Below are 16,416 nucleotides of genomic sequence, written 5' to 3' on the forward strand. Positions count from 1 at the left end.
TAAAGGGGTTTTTATTATTAGCTATTCAGCCGACTGGTATAAATAGTTAAACCCACTAAGCGTTGCCGATTTAATATCAAACTCACTGCACTGTACCCCTATTTTTGTAAGCGCCTTGGTAAAACACGTGTTAAGTTGCTTAGTACCAATAACCACAACCTGCGTGTTGCTGAGTAGCTGCCATTCACTTGCATAGCGTGCTGCACGTACATCACTGCCTATTAGCACGCCCGATAGGTATGCTTTAGCTTGAACAGGGGTTAGTTCTTTGGACAATTGGCGTGTTCTTACACTAAAAATACCATGCGCTAAGTTACCGCTATCACTGCCCAATGTTAAATCGCAGCCTTGTTCAAACGCTTGCCAATCAAATTCACCTTCAGCGCAATCATCAGGAATTAACACGCTTTGATGACATAACAGGTCGTATAACTCGCCGGTCATAGCGGTTTTAAAACATATTATTTTACCATTATTAATAAGTACCCACTTGGTATGTGTGCCAGGTAAACACAGTAAAACTTTACCCGTTTGATACTGCTCGTTTTGTTTTAAAAAACCCAGTATTTGTAATTCTTCACCTCGCATGACATCAATTAGCGTGTTTTGTAACGTGCATTTTGTGCCTGGTAAAGCATTAATAGTGTGCCCTTCACATTCAAAGCTAACAGCAGCATCAAGCAAGCCTTCAGGGTTAATTGGGCACTCTAAATAAGGGGTTTCATGCCAGCCAATCGTTGATGTAATTTGGCCTGCAATATAAATAGGTAGTACACCATATTGCGCTGTCCAAGGTGTAATTGCGTGAATCAGTGTTTGTTGAAAGTGTTGATTAACTTTTACAACGCCAGGCCCGTCACGTTGTTCAATTAACGTTAACTCACTGCCCTCACCTACTTTACACAAGTAAGCACGTAAATGACTTGTGCCCCAGTCAACGGCTATAAACAAAGTTGAAGTAGTCAAACTTTAAAGTCTCCCACCGTCAATTTTAATGCCTTGCCCGGTGATCATACTGCTTTCATCGGCGGCTAAGAAAAGCGCTAAATTAGCGACGTCGTCTGGCGTTACTAATTTTTTAAGCGCCATAGCTTCCATCCATTTTACTTGTTCTTCTTCGGTGAACCAGCTTGCTAATTGACGCTCGGTTGCAACCCAGCCTGGTAATATGGCATTAACGCGAATACCAAATTCACCATAATCACGAGCGAGTGCTTTGGTCATACCTATTAAACCCGCTTTGGCGGTTACATAACCTGCCATTTGTGGTTGGCCCATAATGGCATTAATAGAGCTAAAATTAATAATACTGCCAGCACCTTCTTGCTGCATAAACGACATAGCCACTTGAGAGGCAAAAAAAGCAGGATTTAAATTAATTTGTAAACACTGGTCCCAGTCTTTAACCGTCACGTCTTCACTGGCTTGACGACGGTCGTTTGCCACATTATTTACAAGCACATTTACGCTACCAAGGGCAGCACACGCATCAACCAGTGACTTTTGCAAAGCGTTCGAATCAGTGACATCAACTTGCCTGTACCATAAATTAGCATCGGGTAAATCGCTAATGAGCGCTTGCGCGGCTTCATCATCTATATCAATAAATGCTACTTTGGCTTGCTGTTTAACAAACGACTCAACCATGGCTCTGCCAATGCCTGACGCACCACCAGTGATAAAAATAACCTTGCCAGAAAGACTGTGATATTGAGCTTGAGTGTTCAAAATTAAATTTCCTTGCAGCATGTTTTCAGTTCAACTTAAACCCTTTAAAAACGATTACTTAGAGAAAAAGAGCCAAACCAAGTTGTTATTGCTGTGTTAAAATAATTAGCGATTTAAAAGTTTATAACATATCCTTACGTACATTAATATGATATATGATATATAATTAAGCAATAATGAACTCGGAAATTCGCACGATGAAAACTCAACCTCGCCAAAACTTAACTCACCAACTAACCCATGATTTAGGGTTTGCAATAGTGCGGGGCGTGTATCCTGTAAGCGAAGGGTTACCATCGGAAGCTGATTTATGCGTTAAGTACGATGTAAGCCGCAGTGCAACGCGCGAGGCAGTAAAAATGCTCTCTGCTAAAGGGCTTATCTCATCGCGCCCAAAGCAAGGTATTCGTGTATTACCAGAAAGCAGTTGGAATATGTTTGATACCGACGTGCTTCGTTGGATTTTAAGCAGCAAACCGTCACTATCATTATTAAAAGAATTTACCCAAGTACGTGTTGCACTTGAACCACAAGCAGCCGCGTTAGCCGCAATAAGCGCTACGCCAGAGCAGCTTGCAGAAATTGATAACGCACTTGCGCGCATGGCTGATGCCGATGAAGGGTTAGACGACCCGTTAGAAGCCGACATCGCCTTCCATACCAGCATTTTAGTAGCCAGTAACAACCGATTTTTTGTACAGCTGACTGAATTTATTAGTACTGCTCTCAGAGTAAGTATTCGTTACACTAACCATATTAAAGGTGTACCAGGCGCTGACGTAACTAAACACGCTGATATTTTAGACACAATTAAATCTGGGAATCCCGAGCGCGCTAAAAAAGCGGTCGAAACAATTTTAGAAGAAGCGCTAGAGCTCATCGAATCTAAACTCGATTGATGACTAAAAAAATACCATTAAAAAAGGGAGCTACTTAGCTCCCTTTTTACTGCGTATTATATTTTAAGCTTTATTAAGCTCAAAAATAAGTGATGTTTGCGGAAATGAAATTGGCATTTGTAGGCCAAATTCCATTAACGCTTCACCCGAAAAGGTTTGCCCGTTGACGGCGGCAATAGACGAAGGGCGGTATTCTTCAAACTTAACAGGCCACACTAAATTAAGTGTGTACTGTGTATCTGCATCCAAACCAACAAAACGAAGCTTATTAGGCGCAGTACGCGGTGTTTCGCGCACGCTGTTATACGCAAATAACGCTTTTGATTTTTGCTCATCGATTAAACCAAAGTTAATTGATAAATCGTCGCTATCGAGGCGGTACAAATCGGCAGCATGAATAAATTCACGGTGCTCTTTGTGCAGCGCAATAGCCGCTTTAAGCGCATTGTATTCGTGATCGGTCAGCTCACGTGGGTCCATTTCAATTCCCATGTGGCCAAACATGGATACCGCAGCACGCATTTCAATGCTCACATTACGCCCTGTAATATGACAATCACGTGGGCCTACGTGTGCACCCATAACCGACGATGGGAAGAAGAACGAACAACCACGTTGAATTTCAAGACGGTCAAGCGCATCGTTAGAATCTGACGTCCATACACGGTCTGTGTGTGCAAGCACACCATAATCTACACGTGCACCACCTGACGAACAGCTTTCTATTTCAAGGCCTGGATGCGCCGCTTTAATGCGATCGATTAAGCGATACAGCGCCAGTGTTTGCTGATGTACCGCAGGCTTACCATCAAAATTACCCGCATGGTTAATATCGCGGTTCATATCCCATTTAATATACTTAATAGTTGGGTATTCAACCAAAATATCGTCAATGGCTTTGTATAAATATTCAACCACCTCAGTGCGCGTTAAATCAAGCACAAGTTGGTTTCTAAAGCTCAGTTGCTCGTTATTTTCTGAGCCTAAGACCCAATCAGGGTGAGCGCGGTATAAGTCGCTATCTGGGTTAACCATTTCTGGTTCAAACCAAATACCAAATTCCATACCTAAGCTATTTACATGATCGATGACTGGCGATAAACCATCTGGGTAAATTTCGTAATCAACTGTCCAATCACCTAAGCCTGCAAAATCACCGCGGCGACCTTTAAACCAACCATCGTCCAGAACAAAACGCTCAATACCTAATGGTGCTACTTTATCGGCTAACTGCTTAAGCGTATCTACATCGTGGTCAAAATAAATACCTTCCCACGTGTTGTAATGCACCGGGCGTGTTTTTTCGCGCTGTGCTTGGCTAAGTAAATTAGCCTTAACAAACTGATGAAAATTACGCGAAAGCGCGCTAAAGCCGTCGCTCGAAAACGAGCCATAAATACGTGGACTTTGATACGTTTGCCCTTTAGCAAGTGTTAGCTCGCCCGGTAATAATAACTCACCCATTTGCACATAACGGCGCCCTTCTGGTAGTAGCTCAGCGCGTAGCTTGTTGTTACCACTCCAGCCTAAATGAAAGCCATAGCACTCGCCTTGTTGCTCGCCTGCGCCTTCGCTATGAACTAATAAACCAGGGAATACGTCGTGCGATGTTTTACCTTTACGGTTTTCACGTACAAAGCTGCCTAGTACTAAGTCGACAGATTGACGTTGAAACTCGTTTGACCACCGCCCTTCAAAACTTATAATTTTGTTCACGCTATCGGGTAGCTGGAATGTGGGTGCTGCACAAAAATTAACGCTGAGTGGTGAATCACTTAAATTAGTTAATACCGTATGCGCGCTTAACACATTAGTGTTGTTATCAAGCGTAATACTATGAACGACTTCAATTCCGCGTAATGTATCTTCACTTACAAACTCAAGCGTTGATGATGATGGCTGACGAACCTCTTTTAACTTTGGTCCTACAGACCAAGCAATAGAGTCATTTATAAGCTCAAGCCCAGGTGCACCTGTAAAGCCCTCACCTAATAATGGAGAAAGAGAAATAGGTGCTTCTTCAACTACGGCACATTTTACTTCTTGACGAGTAGCAAGCTGAGTAAGCATTAGCTCAGTTGTTTGCTCTGATAGGCGTTTCCCAAAATAAAGTAACGCAGGTGTTTTACTTTGACAGTTGAAAATAACGGTGCTGTTTACACTGTCTAATCGATAAAATGATTTAGTGTTGGCCATGATTTTCCTATCCTCTTATTCATTGTGTGAGTGATTAATATACCGAGATGATGTTAGCGATAGGCGTTAACGCGATCTCTAAAGTGTTCAGGCACAATCTATCAGACAGCGACCATCAATAATAGTATATATCATATAAATTGAGTTTTAATAGTTTTTCTATCGCAAATACTGAGATAAAACCACTGGATATACCACTTAGGTTTCACTTAATGATTAACTATAGTGGTAATCACATTGTTTAAAATAAAAAATCGGCCAAAGCTATACTTTGGCCGATTGTATTAACGTCGGTTAGTTAACGTTTATTCTTTAACTGCGTTATCAATTGCAGGTGATTTACCCGCCCATTGTGCGGTTAACCCAAACACAACTTTATTCACTATTAACGCAAAGGCTACACATACAATAAGTGTAATTGGCATTAGGTGAATGTAATGAATGGTTGTATGCAGCGGTGAATTTTCGAATGTCAGCATGCCATACATAACAACACCTAAAATTACCGCAGCGATACCTGCGCGCGCATCCACATTTTTAAATAATAAGCCCACTACAAAAATTGAGAATATAGGCATACTTAACAAGCCGTTTAACTGTTGTAGTAAGTTAATAATGCTGTCGGCTTGCTGATAAATTGGCACAAGCACAAGCGTTAAACTGGTAAGTAATAAAGTAACATAGCCACTTAGCTTTACTACACTTGGCTCTTTATTAAAGTACGCTTCGTGAATATCACATACATAAAGTGCAGTGGCAGAATTTAATAAGCTGTTATAAGTAGAAAGTACTGCCGCTGCCATTGCTGCCGCAAATACACCTGTTAACCATGCTGGCATTACATCGCCAACAATACGGCCGTATGCAGCATCACCAATATCGCCATATAACTTGTAAGAAATAATACCTGGTAGTACAACAATTGCTGGTACGATTAAAAAACGAATACCCGCTGCTGCAAATATACCTTTTTGCGCTTCTTTAACATTAGGTGCCGCCATAGCACGTTGTGTAATAGTTTGGTTAGTACCCCAATAGTACATTTGAATAAATAACATACCTGTTAATAAGGTTGGCCAAGGTATAGGTGAATCAGGCCCGCCAATTAGTGTTAACCGCTCCTGTGGAATACCGCTAAAGTCGTAATCAATTGCGTTAAGCGCTAAGAACACGACAAGTATTGCCATACCTAACACAAGTAGCCCGTTGTATGTATCTGACACCGCAACTGCGCGTAACCCACCAAAAAAGGCATAAATAGCGCCTACAATGGCAAAAGCGGTTGCTATATACATTAATGGAATATCAACTTTAAACATGGTTTGCATAAATAGCGCACCGGAATAAATGACCGCTGGCATATAAATTAATGCATTTCCTAAAAAGAACAAGCCACCAATAACGGCGCGAATATGCTTATTGTTGTAGCGCTTTTCTAATAACTCAGTGGTTGTTGTGCAGTTATATTTGTAATAAACAGGGATAAATACTTTAGCTAAAATAATCAGGCCAATAATGGCCGCTAATTCCCACCAAACCAATAAAGCCATTTGGTTACCATTCATTCCAACAAGTTGGTCGGTACTTAAATTAGTGAGGGTGATTGAACCTGCGACAAACATCCACGTTAAGCCGCCGCCTGCTAAAAAGTATTCTTTAGTTTGGCTTTCCCCATTATTTCTGTTTTGTCCACGGCACTTCCAATAGGTAAGCCCGCCAATTAAGGCGGTTACAAATATAAAAACCACCAGCTGCAAAATGTTGTCTGACATGTGTGTCTCCTGCGTGATATACGCAATGTCTTAATAATATAAATGTGCACTTTATAGCGCGTGTGTGTCGCGACTAAGCTCTAATTTTACTTGTGCTAGCGCCATTAAATCTTCGCGCTGATTATGTAGCTTAACTAGTGCATTTAATTGAAACAAAGAAATAAGCATGCTGTTAATAGCACTTAAATACCCTTGTTTTTGTAGCTGTGCGATTGTTGTACTATCTAGAGCTTGTAACTTGTCTTCATCAATCGTGCTTAAACCCTGAATTGTTTGGGTTTCACCCTGTTTAAACTGCAAAACAATATTAATGTCTTTTATTAGCCCTAAACGCACTAACTCTTGAGTAAACTGATAAGTTAAATAATCATTTTTTAAATCATTTTCTAACAGCTTTTGCTGCGAGCTTAGGTATAAACTTGGGTTACCCTTTGCATCAAATAATGCTTCACCGGAGTCTGTACTGATCGCAATGTTTTGCTCGTCAATAGCAACAAAGTATTCGCTACTGTTTGCTTCTCGGGTCATTAAATATAATGGCTGAGTTTGCATACATACAGGCGTATAAAGTGCTAGCCATTGATCATTGTTTACTAACAAACTTTGCTGAGCGCTAAAGCTCGTTAGAGCCGATATGGTATAACTACCGTTTTGTGTATTACGCGCTAAAAAAACAGGTAAATCACAGGCGGCTTTTGCTACTTCACTGGCTCTTAAATTAATTAAATGCTGTGTTTTAGCGTATTCAAGCCCTGCGTTTGGACAAATTTTTACTGCTTGGTGCTTTGTATTTAATAGCTCGCTAATGGCCATAATTACACATCCTTAAACTGGGTTAGCTGCTAACCACTGCTCTATGTAAGCACGGTGTGGCGGCAAAGTTTGCAACATCTGCTGTGTAAGCTGGCTGTTACGTTCAATTATTTGTTTAGCTTGTGCATCTTGTGAGTACAAATATGCTTGCTTGGTAAAATCTGGCTTAAAGCCCATGCCGTATAAAACATACTGGTAGCTCGCTGCTGGAAAAAGCTCAAGCGCCCCATGAAAATCTTGGATAAGCGGGCCTCGGCTTTCCCATAACAGTAAATCATCTTTAAGACTTTGCGGTATAGTGTCTGGGTCAACATGTGCCTGCCAATATGGCTCAGGACGCTTGGTCAGCATGTAATGCAATTTTAAAAAGTCGATAATACGCTGCCAACGATAATCCATTTGTTCGTTGAATCGTTTAGCAACAATCGGCATTACTTTTGTGTCTGCTGGCATATGTTCTGCAACAAAGCGTGATGAAATTTCAACAAGCATAATAGCGGTTGCTTCCAGTGGCTCGACAAACCCAGCTGACATACCCACAGCAACACAGTTTTTATGCCAAAACTTTTCTCGGTAACCTGATTCAAAACTAATCTTACGCGCGGTTAGGCCTTCAGCAGCATCACCTAAATAATTTCGTAGGTTTTGCTCGGCTTCATCGTCTGATAAGAACTTGCTTGAATATACATGCCCTACGCCTCGTCGATGCGTTAGACCAATATCCCAAATCCAGCCTGCGTTTTGTGCAGTGGCAATCGTATGACTCGCAAGTGACTCATCGCCCTCTGCGTAAGGGACTTGCATTGCAAGTGCACTGTCGTTAAATAACACATGGTCCATTTTTTTAAATGGAATATTAAGCGCTTGACCTAATAATAATGAAGAAAAGCCAGTGCAATCGACATATAAATCGGCGTTTATAGTGCGGGTTTGATCTTTTAAGGTCAGGGTATCTATTGCCCCGTCATTATCTAGTTTTACTTCATCGACAGTGCCAATAACATGCTCAACGCCTAACTTGCTTTTACTATGCTGTTTAAGCATTTCAGCAAAGGCGCCCGCATCTAAATGGTAGGCGTAATTGCAATTACCTTGATATTCACCTTGCGCAATGCCACGAGGTGCTAAACTAGCCTCACAAATATCGTGTTGAAAATTAGTTTGCTGTGCATAGTCAACAACATTATCTAAATAGGGCGCTAAATCAATGCGGCCATAACCCAGTGGCACTGTAAATGGGTGATAGTAAAAGTCATTATTACCATGCGTCCAATTTACAAATTTTCCACCTTGTTTAAAGGTTGCGTTACACGTTTTAAATACATCGACTTCGCGTAAACCAATTTGTTGAAGTGTGTTTTTCATGGTGGGCCACGTACCCTCGCCGACACCAATGGTTGGAATATCTGATGATTCCACCAACATTACTTTTAAGCCGTCTCCATTTTGGCTTTGATGATACGACGCAATAAGTGCAGCACTGAGCCACCCGGCTGTGCCACCACCAATTACCGCTACTGTTTTTACTGCTTTATTCATAATGGACTACTCTTTGAGTATTTTTGATAACGTTTTAGACAACAAATGCCCGTTAGGGCATTTGTATTTAACGTGGTCTCATTTTAATCAATGTGGTTATCTAATATACATTACCGATAAAATAACCCAATTGGTATTAGTGCCTTTAGCACTGCAATGAAAACAAAGAGGCGATTAATCGCCCCTTTATCAATTAAAACGATCCGCGAATACCAAACGCGTAACGTGAACCATTGTCTTCAACTGAGTAAACCTGGTTAGCAAAACGACCTGTTTGTACTAACTCTTCCTCAGTAATATTGATACCTTCAGCAAATATAGTGAAGTTTTCGTTAATATCGTAGCTTGCACTGATATCCCACTGACCGTAAGTTTCTACGTTCACTGGCTCACCATTGAAGCCATTATCAACTAAGCGTAAAAAGCCTTCACGGTTGTTGTACGCAACACGTGCTTGCCAGTTATCTTGCTCATAAAACAATACTAAGTTTTGTGAGTCACCTAAACCTTCAAGTGCAAATGTTTGTGATGTATCAGAACCAATGCTGATATCGCTATCTACTACTGTAGCATTAGCAATAAAGCCAAAGCCATTCTCAAACATATGAGTTACACCAATTTCGTAACCCGTAACTGTTGCTGACTCACCATTTTGTGGACGCGTTACAGTGTAAACTTCTGAGCTACCAACAAGTTCTTCATCTGTTTGGTCTGTACATGTAGTACACGCAAAATCAGGGCCGTTACGGTCAGACATGGTGTAAGTTTCTGCACCTGTTAACGTAACAATAAAGTCGTCAACTTCTTTACTGAATACCGCAAAGCTAAATAAGTTAGCATCGTTGTAGTACCACTCGTAAGAAATATCCCAGTTTTCAGATTGGAATGGCTTAAGTGCTGGGTTACCGCCACTTGCCGTTAAGTTTTGACGACGAGGTTCGTTAAACGTTGTTGCAGGCGATAACTGCGACATTGTTGGACGAGTAATACTGTCGTACGCTGCAAAACGTAATACCATATTTTCTTGAAGCTCAAGCTTCACATTCAAAGAAGGTAATAAGTTTGAGTAACTTGTACCTTGTGTAATGTTTGTTGCAGGACCAAATACGTTAGCAAATAACGTTGCATCAGATGTAGGTACTACGTCTGTTACAAAACTTTGAACTGCAGACACATCAATATCTGTCTCTGAGTAACGCGCACCCATGTTAACCGTTACAGGCATATCAGCTAGGTCAAAACCTATAGTGAAGTCCATGTATAAGCTAGTGATATCTTCGTTAATTGTGTAACGGTTATTTTGCAGTGTAGGTGCAACAGGGAAACCCTGATCCGCTAGGTAATCAAGCATTTTATCACCGTCGTAGGTGTAGAATGTGTCAATTAAGCCAGGGAAGTAGTTATTTGCTTGGTATGCTTCAAAATCAATTACGTCAGTAGGCGCTTCAGTGCCGTAACCACAAAACTGACATTGGCTACCAAAAATTTGGAAGCTAGACTTTTCGCGCTCTTGACGATAAGCACCAAAGTTAATGCGCTCTACTGGGCCTTTATCTGGTACGTATTCAAAATCGGCTTTCGCTTCTGTAATTTCGTCTTCGTTGGTAAACTGGTTACCCATCTCGTTGTAATGAAGGCGAGCAAGGCTTGGATCTGGAAGAGAGCCATTATCAAAACCATCATGCTGAACAGTTGGAACACCGCCTGTGCCATCAAAGCTGTAGCTGTTAATAATACCCACTACGTTAAAACGATCTCGACCAGCACGATCATTTTCAGCTGTTGAGCGAGATACATCAAATTTCGCTTTTAATGACTCGTTTACTTGCCAATCAACATTAATACCAAATGCTTTGTTAGTTACATCACGAGAGTTACGTGTATGAGATACAAAGTCACTTGCAGGGTTACCACTTGGCGCACCTAAACCTACATCTTGGCTAAACGTTAATAGTGTACCTGTTGCTTCATCAATTGTTGCACTGCCTACACGATCTGGTTCAAACCAAGATGCAAGGTCGCGAACTGTTGAATCAACTTCAAATTTCGAAATTAAACCATCAACCGTTACTGTAATGTCATCCGATGGTGCATATTGAAGCACTAGACTTGCGTTAGTACGCTCACGGTCTTGCTCATCAACAACTTGGTCCCAGTTACGTGGAATGTATGCATTATCAAATAACACACCGTCTTGTGGGTTAGAAATTGTTTGGCCACCGCGCCAACCGGCTGTCAAAATTTGGTTATTTTGAAGTTTACGCTGCTGATTAGTAATAGCGAAAAGTACACCCAACTTATCGTCGTTAAATGTATTACTTACTAAAAATGATGCCGACGGAGATACTTCTTCAGAAAGGCTTTCGTACATGCCTTTAACTGAACCAATTACATGCAAGCCTCCAAAGTCAAAAGGACGTGCAGTTGTTACGTTAACCGTACCACCAATACCGCCTTCCTGAAGTAAAGCGCTATTACTTTTATAAATATCAGCACCTGTAATTTGGTCAGCCGCTAACACATCAAAGTTGAATTCTCGCCCTGCACTATCAGTCGCAATTTGGCGACCGTTTACAAGAACCGTATTAAACTGTGGACCAAAACCACGAATTGTTACGGCTTGACCTTCACCGCCACTTCGGTCAATAGCTACACCTGTAATACGTTGCAGAGACTCTGCCACGTTTAAATCAGGGAATTTACCAAGATCTTCTGCTTTAATTCCGTCTGTAACAACATTAGATGCTTTTTTATCTAACATTGATGAACGTAAGCTGCTGCGTATACCCGTTACTGCGATAACTTCAACATCTTCATTTACTTTAGGTGTATCACCTTCCGCGCCTTGAGCTGCAACGCTACCGCTTGCCAAGATGCCTGTTATAGCAATACTAAGCGCGGTTTTCTTGTTGAACGATAACTTATTGTTAATTATCATTTTTTAAAAACTCCTGATTGTGTGTAGTCATTTTGTCGTTGTGATGGTTGAATAGCTTTAAAATTATTTCAAATACTATTTATATTATAAATACTTTAAACTAAGTAAAAGTGCAACCCTTTCCTTAATTGTAGGCATTATTTTATTACTATGGGTTTTCTTTTTGTTTTCTTTTTTTTAACATGAAGCATCATGTTAACGTATTGAGTTTACTTACGAAAACGCGTAAATAATAACCTGACTATATTCTTCATCAGGCAATAAATTAGCTTTGGGATAATTTTCGCGATTTGGCGCATCAGGCCAATTTTGCGCTTCAAGGCAAAGTGCTTGCCGTGCCCTAAAAGGGTCACTAACAAAATTAGCTGTGTATAATTGCATACCTGGCTGAGTGCTTTTGAGTGTTAAATTAATACCGGTTTGCTGCGACGTTAATGTCGCCATGGTATGAAGGCTGTCGTCGTTTTCAAATATATAACAGTGATCTAAACCATTAGCTGCATCTAATTGGGTGTGACTTTGCGTTAATGCATCTTTAACTAATTTTGGCTTAATAAAATCAAAGCAGCTATTTGCAACGGGGGCAGGCCCGCCCAATGGGATGCTGTGCTCATCAATGGGTAAATAGTGGGTCGCATTTACCTGAAGTAAATGGTTCTCAATAGTGTCGCTGCTCTCAAGATTAAAATAGCAATGGTTAGTGAAGTTAACGAGAGTCTCTTTATTGCAAGTCGCTTTAAACTTAAGTAGAAGCTGCCCATTTTCTGCAGTAATGGTTTGCCATACTTTTAACTCTCCAGGAAAACCCTCTTCGCCATCCACTGAGCAATAATAAAGCTCAACCTCACTGTCGGTTTGTTTGGTTACTTGCCAAAGTACTTTATTAAAGCCTTTAACGCCGCCGTGTAGGCTATTAGGGCCGTTATTTGCTTCCAGTTGATACTGCGAGCCAGATAAGTTAAAACGCCCTTCAGCGATACGATTAGCGTATCGACCTACTGTAGCGCCTAAATAAAATGGGTTTTCAAGATAGTACTGAGGATCGTCGACGCTAAGCGTCATTTCTTGGTTTTTAAATTTAATGCTTTTAATTATTGCACCAAATGGCAATATTTCGGCTGTTAAATTCTTAGAATCACTAAGATGTATAACCTGCATTGGTTCATCAATGGTTGTCATCGTCACGCACATTCCTCAAAAGTTACCTAGAAAACTATATTAGTTAGATAAGGCAGCTATATATATTATAAATAGTATATAACTCATATTGGTAACTCAATTAAAAAACGTTAAATTTTTTAATAAAATTTACAATTGCGCTATTTATTTAACGTTAATACTGAGTACCTTTTTAATTATTGGCACTCAGTTACTTATAATGGGCTAAGTTGAAATGTGCGTAACACTGCAGTATCGGTTTGTAAATTAAGCCATATGCTTCTCAAGTGCTGCTTTTTCTTCAGTGCTCAAAGCTTGCTTAGCTCTTTCAGCAAAGTTATATCTGACCATTACAACCTTTCCAATTGCACAGCATTTATCATGCTGAAATGCCTCTTGCTTGAGTACAAAAGAGCTTGTGCCGATGTGATCTACAGACGTTTTAATCGTGATTTCGTGGCCATAAAATAACTCCCCCACAAACGACACTTCTATTTTGGCAATGATTAGTTTCCAGTCATGTGGGTTTAAGTCTGGCGTAAAAAATTTAAAAATAGGGACGCGAGCGGCTTCAAACCACACGGGGAGTACGGTATTGTTGATGTGTCCGAGTGCATCTGTTTCGCTAAAGCGCGGTATCACTTTTTCAATAAACATATTAATCCAAAAATAATTATACAAAGGTAAACCATGACGGACTTTATTCGCGTTTATGAAAACGCATTGAGCGATGATTTTTGCGATAACTTTATTAATACGTTCACGCAAAGCCCGCATGTAAAACAAGGGGTTACTTCAGGCGGTGTTGATTTAAAGAAAAAAGACAGCCACGACCTGCACCTAAATAGTCACCCCGAATATGCAGAGCAATTAAAACACATACAACAAACGACTGCACAACATGTTTTTAACTATATTGAAGAACATATTTTTATGATGATTGGCGCATTTGGCTTAAAGGTTTATCATCCAAAAACGGGGGAAGTAGTAGATTTAACTCAAGAAAATTTTGATGAAGTGGGTAAGCCACAGCTCCCTGTCCTTGTGCAGCAAATATTTAGATTAGGTAATATCCAAGCGCAGAAATACGAGGTAAATAAAGGGGGTTATCCTTACTGGCACAGCGAAGTGTATCCTCAGTTACAACACAATGAAGCCCTGCATCGTGTACTTTTATTTATGTTTTACTTAAACGATGTCGAGGAAGGTGGAGAAACGGAGTTTTATTATCAAAACCGTAAAATAGCCCCTAAAAAAGGCACCATGGTGATAGCGCCTGGCTACTTTACGCATACACATAGGGGTAATAAGCCAGTATCAAACGATAAGTATATTTTAACCTCGTGGGTGCTATTTAACCGTGCAGAGCAAATATATGGTGCACCTAAAAGCTAAACCAATAAATAAGCCATAAGTAACACTTATGGCTTATTTATATATTTAGTAGACGACCTATTTAACCAAGTAGCTCGTCAAACATATCAAACAGCTTATCAAGCTCTTCGACTGTGTTGTAATGCATACAACCAATACGTACTACACCGCCTGTATCAAGCACGTTTAATTGCTTGCATAAACCTTGCGCGTAAAAATGTCCATCCCACACACATATATGCTGTTTGCCTAAAAACTCTGAAACGGCGCGTGGCTCAAGCCCTTCAAATGTTAAAGCAAACGTAGGGGTACGTTCGTTTAATCGATCAAAGTCATCAATACCGTATAACTTTATACGAGGGTAATTAACCAAACGCGTTAAAAAGTGCTCACTGAGCGCCATCTCGTGCTGTTTAGTTTTAGCAAACGCAGCTGTTAGCTTTTCACGGCGTGTATGGCCATCATCAAGCTCGCTAATTGCAGCAATGTAATCAACAGCGGCAATAAAGCCTGCCATTGCTTCAAAGCTTTGGGTACCGGTTTCCCAACGTCCCGGCGCTACATCTTTAGCAGGCTCTACTTTGTACGGCGTAAAACCTTCAAGATGCTCTTTTTTACCGTACACCATCCCTAAGTGTGGGCCAAAAAACTTATACGCTGAGCAGGCTAAAAAGTCGCAATCAAGGGCTTGTACATCAATAAGCTCGTGCGGCGCATAATGTACCGCATCAACATACACAAGAGCGCCCACAGCATGAGCTAGCTCTATAATGCGTTCAATATCGTTAATTGAGCCTGTAGTATTTGAAGCATAGGTAACAGCCACCAACTTAGTCTTGCTGTTTAATAAGCTTTCAAACTGCGTCATATCTAGGCTGCAATCGGCTTCATTAATCAAGGCAGTATTAACCTTAACGCCTTTATCTTCTGCGGCTTGCTGCCATGATGACACGTTTGAGAAGTGATCGGCGTTAGTAACAATGATCTCATCACCGGCTTGCCAATTGCGCGAAATAGCTCGGCTAAAGCTAAAGGTAAGGCTTGTCATGTTAGGGCCAAACACAATATTTTGAGCACTTGGCGCATTGAGTAAATCGGCTGCAGCTTGGCGTGCATTTGCCATTAGCTCAACAGTTTTATCGCTTGAAAAAAACGCGCCACCTAGGTTTGAATTGTAGTGTCCTAAATAAGCAGACATTGCATTAAGCACTGAATGCGGCACTTGAGAGCCACCAGGGCCGTCTAAAAATATCGGCGATTTACCATCAACGCTTTGCATTAATGCCGGAAACTGCTCACGTAATTGCGCTATATTCATGAGCATTCCTTAAGAGGTAAGTACAAAGCAATCCAGGTAACCTGGTTTGCTAGCATCAACTTTATTCATTGGCGTTGCATTGTGCCAAACTTGGCGGTCGTTTATAAGCGCAAACATGCCGTCTTTAATTTCCATTTTGAAACATGGCTCAGCTTGCTTGTTTTCGTATACAAGTAACTCGCCACCTTCTAAGTTTTCGTGCGAAACACCGCATATACATACATGATCAAAACCGTCTTGATGCACGCCTTCTGGCGCTGCTGGCGTATCGCTATCAATGGCTAACATTCTAAATTGATGTATTTCAATATCGCGATCTTCATCAATACCGGTAAGCTGGCAAAACTCACTGACAATACTTTTCATGCCATCTGATTCAAGTAGGCTTTGCTCTAAATTTTCGTAAGTACGTTCAACGTTACCTTGAAACGTATTAATCGAATCGTCTTGAACAAATGCTTTGGCAGCTTGCAATTTTAGCTCACCATTTTGAAATTTAATTACTGAATAACGACGCTTACGAAATTCGCCATCTGCATATGGATTTGCAGGTAGGTTATCAAAAGAAGGCTTAACCAAATCAATATTTGCTTGGTTAATAAAACGAAGTTGCAGTAAATTCTGGTTGTTTAATGCAGTCATGAAATCTCGCCTAAAATAATGAGAATATTAAAAGAGATT

General features: G+C 40.7%; 13 protein-coding genes. 2 read left to right on the forward strand and 11 right to left on the reverse strand.

Going from position 1 to position 16,416, the window contains the following annotated elements:
* Positions 1-21: 21 nt before the first annotated feature.
* Both PS1M3_RS15475 and PS1M3_RS15480 read right to left on the reverse strand, forming a co-directional pair.
* Entirely contained in the window at positions 22-966 is a 945-nt protein-coding gene (locus PS1M3_RS15475; protein ID WP_203985366.1) for a 2-dehydro-3-deoxygalactonokinase, read from the reverse strand.
* Between the two features lie 3 nt (positions 967-969).
* Positions 970-1,728: an SDR family NAD(P)-dependent oxidoreductase gene (locus PS1M3_RS15480; RefSeq protein WP_008127054.1), complete on the reverse strand. Its 759-nt coding sequence runs from the start codon at positions 1,726-1,728 to the stop codon at positions 970-972.
* Positions 1,729-1,925: 197 nt separating this feature from the next.
* On the opposite strand from PS1M3_RS15480, the gene PS1M3_RS15485 reads away from it, so the two are divergent.
* Complete coding sequence (locus PS1M3_RS15485; protein WP_006791302.1) at positions 1,926-2,627, forward strand: FadR/GntR family transcriptional regulator; 702 nt, start codon at positions 1,926-1,928, stop codon at positions 2,625-2,627.
* A 63-nt stretch (positions 2,628-2,690) separates the two neighbouring features.
* Here PS1M3_RS15485 and PS1M3_RS15490 read toward each other — a convergent pair whose 3' ends face one another.
* The 7 genes from PS1M3_RS15490 to PS1M3_RS15520 form a co-directional block, all read right to left on the reverse strand.
* The gene (locus tag PS1M3_RS15490; RefSeq protein WP_203985368.1) at positions 2,691-4,823 is read right to left on the reverse strand and encodes an alpha-galactosidase; all 2,133 of its coding nucleotides are present in this window, start codon (positions 4,821-4,823) and stop codon (positions 2,691-2,693) included.
* 305 nt (positions 4,824-5,128) lie between these two features.
* A complete protein-coding gene (locus tag PS1M3_RS15495; protein ID WP_006791304.1) occupies positions 5,129-6,595 on the reverse strand; it encodes an SLC5 family protein in 1,467 nt (488 codons plus the stop codon).
* Between the two features lie 51 nt (positions 6,596-6,646).
* Positions 6,647-7,408 carry a SapC family protein gene (locus tag PS1M3_RS15500; RefSeq protein ID WP_203985371.1) on the reverse strand — a complete coding sequence of 254 codons (762 nt, stop codon included), beginning with the start codon at positions 7,406-7,408 and terminating at the stop codon, positions 6,647-6,649.
* 12 nt (positions 7,409-7,420) lie between these two features.
* On the reverse strand, positions 7,421-8,947 hold the full coding sequence (locus tag PS1M3_RS15505; protein ID WP_006791306.1) for a tryptophan halogenase family protein: 1,527 nt from the start codon (positions 8,945-8,947) through the stop codon (positions 7,421-7,423).
* 193 nt (positions 8,948-9,140) lie between these two features.
* A complete protein-coding gene (locus PS1M3_RS15510) occupies positions 9,141-11,885 on the reverse strand; it encodes a TonB-dependent receptor (RefSeq protein WP_006791307.1) in 2,745 nt (914 codons plus the stop codon).
* 213 nt (positions 11,886-12,098) lie between these two features.
* Positions 12,099-13,064, reverse strand: a complete 966-nt coding sequence (locus PS1M3_RS15515; RefSeq protein WP_203987332.1) for an aldose epimerase family protein — start codon at positions 13,062-13,064, stop codon at positions 12,099-12,101.
* A 246-nt stretch (positions 13,065-13,310) separates the two neighbouring features.
* A complete protein-coding gene (locus tag PS1M3_RS15520; RefSeq protein WP_138740548.1) occupies positions 13,311-13,700 on the reverse strand; it encodes a thioesterase family protein in 390 nt (129 codons plus the stop codon).
* 33 nt (positions 13,701-13,733) lie between these two features.
* On the opposite strand from PS1M3_RS15520, the gene PS1M3_RS15525 reads away from it, so the two are divergent.
* On the forward strand, positions 13,734-14,438 hold the full coding sequence (locus PS1M3_RS15525; protein WP_006791311.1) for a 2OG-Fe(II) oxygenase: 705 nt from the start codon (positions 13,734-13,736) through the stop codon (positions 14,436-14,438).
* A 61-nt stretch (positions 14,439-14,499) separates the two neighbouring features.
* Here PS1M3_RS15525 and PS1M3_RS15530 read toward each other — a convergent pair whose 3' ends face one another.
* Positions 14,500-15,735, reverse strand: coding sequence for a cysteine desulfurase-like protein (locus PS1M3_RS15530; protein WP_203985373.1), 1,236 nt, complete (start codon positions 15,733-15,735; stop codon positions 14,500-14,502).
* Between the two features lie 9 nt (positions 15,736-15,744).
* The gene (locus PS1M3_RS15535; RefSeq protein WP_203985376.1) at positions 15,745-16,377 is read right to left on the reverse strand and encodes a 2OG-Fe dioxygenase family protein; all 633 of its coding nucleotides are present in this window, start codon (positions 16,375-16,377) and stop codon (positions 15,745-15,747) included.
* Between the last annotated feature and the right edge of the window lie 39 nt (positions 16,378-16,416).

Source organism: Pseudoalteromonas sp. PS1M3, assembly GCF_016865405.1.
Lineage (GTDB): Bacteria > Pseudomonadota > Gammaproteobacteria > Enterobacterales > Alteromonadaceae > Pseudoalteromonas > Pseudoalteromonas marina.

Coding starts and splice junctions, on each gene's coding strand:
- PS1M3_RS15505 (WP_006791306.1), bottom strand. CDS start 8,947: ATGAATAAAGCAGTAAAAACAGTAGCGGTAATTGGTGGTGGCACAGCC.
- PS1M3_RS15520 (WP_138740548.1), bottom strand. CDS start 13,700: ATGTTTATTGAAAAAGTGATACCGCGCTTTAGCGAAACAGATGCACTC.
- PS1M3_RS15495 (WP_006791304.1), bottom strand. CDS start 6,595: ATGTCAGACAACATTTTGCAGCTGGTGGTTTTTATATTTGTAACCGCC.
- PS1M3_RS15525 (WP_006791311.1), top strand. CDS start 13,734: ATGACGGACTTTATTCGCGTTTATGAAAACGCATTGAGCGATGATTTT.
- PS1M3_RS15535 (WP_203985376.1), bottom strand. CDS start 16,377: ATGACTGCATTAAACAACCAGAATTTACTGCAACTTCGTTTTATTAAC.
- PS1M3_RS15500 (WP_203985371.1), bottom strand. CDS start 7,408: ATGGCCATTAGCGAGCTATTAAATACAAAGCACCAAGCAGTAAAAATT.
- PS1M3_RS15510 (WP_006791307.1), bottom strand. CDS start 11,885: ATGATAATTAACAATAAGTTATCGTTCAACAAGAAAACCGCGCTTAGT.
- PS1M3_RS15515 (WP_203987332.1), bottom strand. CDS start 13,064: ATGACAACCATTGATGAACCAATGCAGGTTATACATCTTAGTGATTCT.
- PS1M3_RS15485 (WP_006791302.1), top strand. CDS start 1,926: ATGAAAACTCAACCTCGCCAAAACTTAACTCACCAACTAACCCATGAT.
- PS1M3_RS15490 (WP_203985368.1), bottom strand. CDS start 4,823: ATGGCCAACACTAAATCATTTTATCGATTAGACAGTGTAAACAGCACC.
- PS1M3_RS15530 (WP_203985373.1), bottom strand. CDS start 15,735: ATGAATATAGCGCAATTACGTGAGCAGTTTCCGGCATTAATGCAAAGC.